Genomic DNA, 3,346 nt, shown 5'->3' with positions numbered 1-3,346 from the left:
GGTTCATACTTCACTTGGTATTAGCCGGCTCTTTTCGTTTAAGTTCCTTATATGGATTCCCTATAGAAATCAAGAAGAAAGGTGGTAAAAACGTAGATGCGCTCTTATATACGGGCTTGTGAGATTCATTCTCGCCCTAAAATGTATTCGCACCAACAAGCTATTTTCTGTCACGCGGTTTATCAAACCAGGGAACTTAACGAGCTTTTGTTGGTTGGTCTAACCTTTTTTACGTCGTTCTTAATGATTTTCTAATACAGGTCTAAATGATTAAACAAGGCTCGTATTCAGTTTTGTTTTTTAGCATGGCGCAAGCTGTTCGAACTGTTTTATTCGCAAGAGCTATGGCAGCAATTTTTTTCCTCTTCGCTCAATTAAAGCTTTGAGCCACTGTTCTTTGTATGTTCTAGGTGATCTTTTAGTTATGTGATTAATCACGGATAACGCCCCTTGGAATAGTATGCTCCTTAATCGCTTATCTGCGTTAGTTTTTGATATGCCACCTATCCGTTCCTTTCCTCCAGAACTGTGTTGTCTAGGTGTTAATCCAACACAAGCAGAAGCATCTTTGCTTTTTTTGAAAGCTTCACCGTTACCCAAGCGAATGTACAGAGCTAATGAGCAAATTGGTCCTACTCCTTCTAACTGCATGAGCTTATTGCATATAGGATTGCTTTTAACAGTGTTTTCAAGTTTGATTGTTATATCTTGAACGAAGGCCATTTGATTTTGTAATTGCTCCCACAGGCTGTGTAGTAGCTGGCGAAATTCAGTCGGTAAACCATTTTCAGCATCTTCTAAAATTAGGGGGATTTGTTTCCTTAAAGCAGAGCTTCCTTGTGGAACCGTTATTCCGAACTCAAACAATAAAGCTCGAATTTGATTACTCGATGATCTTTGCTGTTCTATAGCTAAGCTTCTTACACGATCCATCGATTGTAAGGTTTGTTCATTTATCGTTAATACTTTCGAGCTGTGTATATGAGCCAAAGATGCAGCAGTTGCGATCGCCAAAGCATCGTTTTTGTCAGTTTTTTGCTTGAACTGAAAGCCTTTGATTATTTTAGGGTTGATGACTTTTACAGTGTGCCCAACACTTTGAGCTAATCTTGCCCAGTAATGAGCACCAGAGCAAGCTTCCATTGCAACTAGAGAGGGTGGTGATGTAAACAATAACTCTTTTAATTTTGCTCTCGATACTTCCTTGTTGGTCAATACCTTTCCCGCCGGTGACATATGACAAAATTGGAAAACATTTTTAGCTAAATCGATCGCAATCAGGTTTGGTTTAGACATATTTTAGCTCCGTATCGGTTAACTGCTTGAATAAAATTTACTCTCCGTAGGAATGGGAGTCCATACATCTGTCACCCAATCCCATAACGCAACTACGCTATGCGTCTGAAGCAACGCGCTGCGCCTCGATGGTTAGGAATTTCAATCCCTAACCATCAAGCTTTCGGGCGAGATAAAGCATTGTTTAATGAGTGATCGCACTAAAGGTAAACTGAACTAATGAGGATTTAACCAGCTAATTGGTCGCTTTTGCGTCTATTTTCCTGATTTTAGATAGATTTATCCTAGGCTGGCACACCAAGACGCCGTGATTCGCGCATGCTCATTCGGCGATTATTCAGTAGCTCTCGATTTTTTGAACCCGCTGTAAAACCGGTAAACACCATTCTTTTTCCGCACAATACACTCTGATACGGGTCGTTACCTGTAAAGCCTTTGTATTGTTTCGCATACGTGAGCAGCTCTGGCTGCTTTGGTGCTTTCTCTCCCAGAGCTAAATACACCAGAGGAAGCAACCGCCCCCGTTTTCGGTTCGACAGAAAACCGTAGTAACGCACCATTTTAAAATGGTGCTGTGGGATATGGCTCACGTACCGCAATATCATTTCTTCTTGTGTCAACGTTTTCGTTTTGTATTTGCCATCTCGATGGTCTAGATACTTAAACACCACTGTGCCTCCACTGTAATGACGCAGTCTCGATGCGGATATCGGGGGGCGCTTCAGGTAACGACCCAGATAATTTACCGTCTGTTTTAGTTCTTGCGTTTTCTGAGCAAAATGGATATTCCAGTAACGTTGGTATTGGCGCTCTAAGAAGAAGTGCCATTGGCGAGAGTCCTGGATGTGGTTTGTGCTCGATGTCAATAAGTTAAGCTCGCCGTACTTTCGTCTGAGTAACCTGATTAAGCATCGGCGCCAGTGGTATTCCACATGCTTCTTTTTAAAGTAGATGGACCGCCAGATGTTGTGCTTATCTAACCCTCCTTGTGTCACGGATAAGTGAATGTGCGGATGCCAGTTGAGACCGCGACCGTAGGTATGGAGCGCACCGAATATACCAACTTCAAGCCCATGCTTCTTCGCCCACTTCAGTAGTGTGTCTGCCGCCAATGAGAACAAGTCATTAAGAAGTGTCGGATTGGCTTCGAAGATAGGCCAGAGCTCGCTCGGCATGGTGAACGTGATGTGTTGATGCTCACAGTCTGGCATGACATCAAGCTGAGTGGATATCCATTGTTCGGTGGATTTGGTGCCACAAGAGCTGCAAGCCTTCGTCTTGCAGCTCTGACAGATTACTTTTGTATGTGGACAGTTTGGAGTGCCGCAGTCGTAGTGTTTAGCGCCCATCATATTGCTACCGCACGCCAGCATTCGTTCTACGCAAGTGATTTGCCAGAGACTGAAGGTCTGGGTGTGCTTCCAAAGTACTTTTTCCCAAGCGTTGTCCTTTTCAAAAAGAAGCTTCGTGGCTCGCGGGATAAATTCTTTTGGGGTATGACGGCGTCTGCGACCGGTGTATTGAACCACGCAAATCGTTAAGAGGCTTCGTCGGCCAGTTTTACGCGATGAAAGGTTGGTTCTACTTCATCTAGAACGTGGTACGTAAACTCATTTAGTTCAATGTGCTCTTTGAGCACATTGAACGCTGGCGTATCAAAGTCATACTCAGCGCCAAGTGCTAATCCATCCAGAACATGATGCAAATAAACGGTTTGGTAAACATGACCTTTGTTGACCGGAGCCAGTTCTCGCAATGTGCTTTTATCGTGAGTGACAACCAAAGATGCGCCGTGGCAAAGTGCGACCGAGCCGAATTTTACGGCATAGAAGCCGAGTTTTACTTTTTTCATGAGAGTGTTGATAGGTTGAATTGTTTTCTGAAAGGGGGAGGATAGCGCACTCTGAATGATAATAAAATCAATGGACTAATAGCGCCCTAGCTCGATGCGTAGCATCGCTATCTTGGTCATGAAGAAGATTGGCAGGCTTTTCTTCGTAGCCAATATCGCCGCCGTTGGAAACTGCATTTTGGAAAGAAGACAGACCAA

General features: G+C 43.6%; 3 protein-coding genes. All 3 read right to left on the bottom strand.

Features of this window, described 5'->3' with window-relative positions:
* Positions 1–342 precede the first annotated feature (342 nt).
* The 3 genes from AACR11_RS29255 to AACR11_RS29245 all read right to left on the bottom strand — a co-directional run bounded on the left by AACR11_RS29255 (position 343) and on the right by AACR11_RS29245 (position 3,148).
* Positions 343–1,296: an IS110 family transposase gene (locus AACR11_RS29255; RefSeq protein ID WP_017818206.1), complete on the bottom strand. Its 954-nt coding sequence runs from the start codon at positions 1,294–1,296 to the stop codon at positions 343–345.
* 284 nt (positions 1,297–1,580) lie between these two features.
* Positions 1,581–2,825 carry an IS91 family transposase gene (locus AACR11_RS29250; protein WP_079324516.1) on the bottom strand — a complete coding sequence of 415 codons (1,245 nt, stop codon included), beginning with the start codon at positions 2,823–2,825 and terminating at the stop codon, positions 1,581–1,583.
* Positions 2,826–2,833: 8 nt separating this feature from the next.
* On the bottom strand, positions 2,834–3,148 hold the full coding sequence (locus AACR11_RS29245) for a hypothetical protein (RefSeq protein ID WP_011988303.1): 315 nt from the start codon (positions 3,146–3,148) through the stop codon (positions 2,834–2,836).
* Between the last annotated feature and the right edge of the window lie 198 nt (positions 3,149–3,346).

It is taken from the genome of Vibrio sp. L85 (assembly GCF_963871815.1).
GTDB classification, from domain to species: Bacteria; Pseudomonadota; Gammaproteobacteria; order Enterobacterales; family Vibrionaceae; genus Vibrio; species Vibrio harveyi.
The sequence above is the reverse complement of the archived record's forward strand: the minus strand, read 5'-3'. Positions and strand labels throughout refer to the sequence as shown.